The sequence below is a fragment of the Oleiphilus sp. HI0117 genome (genome assembly GCF_001635235.1).
Window position 1 is genome coordinate 1 of sequence record NZ_LWGA01001218.1, and the last position, 1,027, is coordinate 1,027.

The 1,027-nt window shown below is 42.4% G+C and carries 2 protein-coding genes and 1 pseudogene; 2 read left to right on the forward strand and 1 reads right to left on the reverse strand.

Going from position 1 to position 1,027, the window contains the following annotated elements; genetic code table 11:
- Both A3757_RS21295 and A3757_RS25885 read left to right on the forward strand, forming a co-directional pair.
- A pseudogene (locus A3757_RS21295) lies at positions 1-112 on the forward strand (elongation factor P-like protein YeiP); the annotation flags it as partial.
- A gap of 148 nt (positions 113-260) precedes the next feature.
- Entirely contained in the window at positions 261-431 is a 171-nt protein-coding gene (locus A3757_RS25885; protein WP_156490659.1) for a hypothetical protein, read from the forward strand.
- On the opposite strand, the gene A3757_RS21300 is transcribed toward A3757_RS25885, so the two are convergent.
- On the reverse strand, positions 428-1,027 hold a 600-nt coding region (locus A3757_RS21300), incomplete at its 5' end, for a BtrH N-terminal domain-containing protein (RefSeq protein ID WP_231878347.1). The genes A3757_RS25885 and A3757_RS21300 overlap by 4 nt on opposite strands.

The window sequence follows — 1,027 nt, forward strand, 5'->3', positions numbered from 1 at the left end:
AATCTTAACGACGGGTTTAACGGTACAAGTGCCAGAGCACATTTCTACTGGTGACCGTATTAAGATCAATGTTGAAGAGCGCAAGTTTACTGGGCGAGCAGAGTCTAAATAATTTTTTCGCGTCGGCGTTTGAGATAAAGCCTTTATGCCGATAGGTGAGGCAGGCAAGTAAAAATGCCTGCCTAAAATATTAAATAATTTGTTGAAAAATAGAAGCTTAGCGTCTTTACTTAATGTAAATATTTACATTGAGGGTGGTCATGGCTCGTACAAACTCAGCAGAATCAGTTCGGCAGCATGCGATAGAGAAGGCAAAGGCCGGTTTAGGTATTTCTAGTTGCCCTTATCCTAAAAAGTCTCCTTTTCAGGCTGTGTGGATAAAGGCATTTGTTCGTGAAGCACAATTAGACTGGATAAGTGCCGCCAGCTAAGGCTCGATCAGTAAGCTCGACTCCCAGTAGTGCCCCTTACCATGAAAGCGTTGGTAATATAAATCCGTATAATGTATCACTCGGGTGCCGTAGCCAGGTTCATGGATATAAACCCTGTCGTGGTCGTCATAACCATAGATCACAAGGTAGTGCCCGCTATAATACGGTCCGTATTGAAGCATGACAGGGCTGCCTTGACGTAGTTGAGACCTTATTTCAATCAGGCTTAATGTTCCGCTAACATAGCTATCTAAACCTCCCAAATCCCATAAGAGCCAACTGATGTCATCGATAGTCGGTGTGCTCTCTGTATCTAAATATACATACTGATAGTCTAATAAATCTTGTTGAGAGTAATAAAGTTGGTGGTGACGTAAGATGATTTCAGTTGCCCTTGCCCAACTGCTATCACTTTCTCTATAGGGTGTGGTCTCGATCTCCAGTATATAAGAACCTTGCTGGCTTGTGATATGGCAGCCGGAAATCAGCATTGTGATCGCTATCAGTACCGCCGCTTTGTTTATGCTTTTCATACATACTCCTGCTTGTTTATTAATATCTGTACATTGTGAAACAAGTAAGCTGAATGAAAGCTG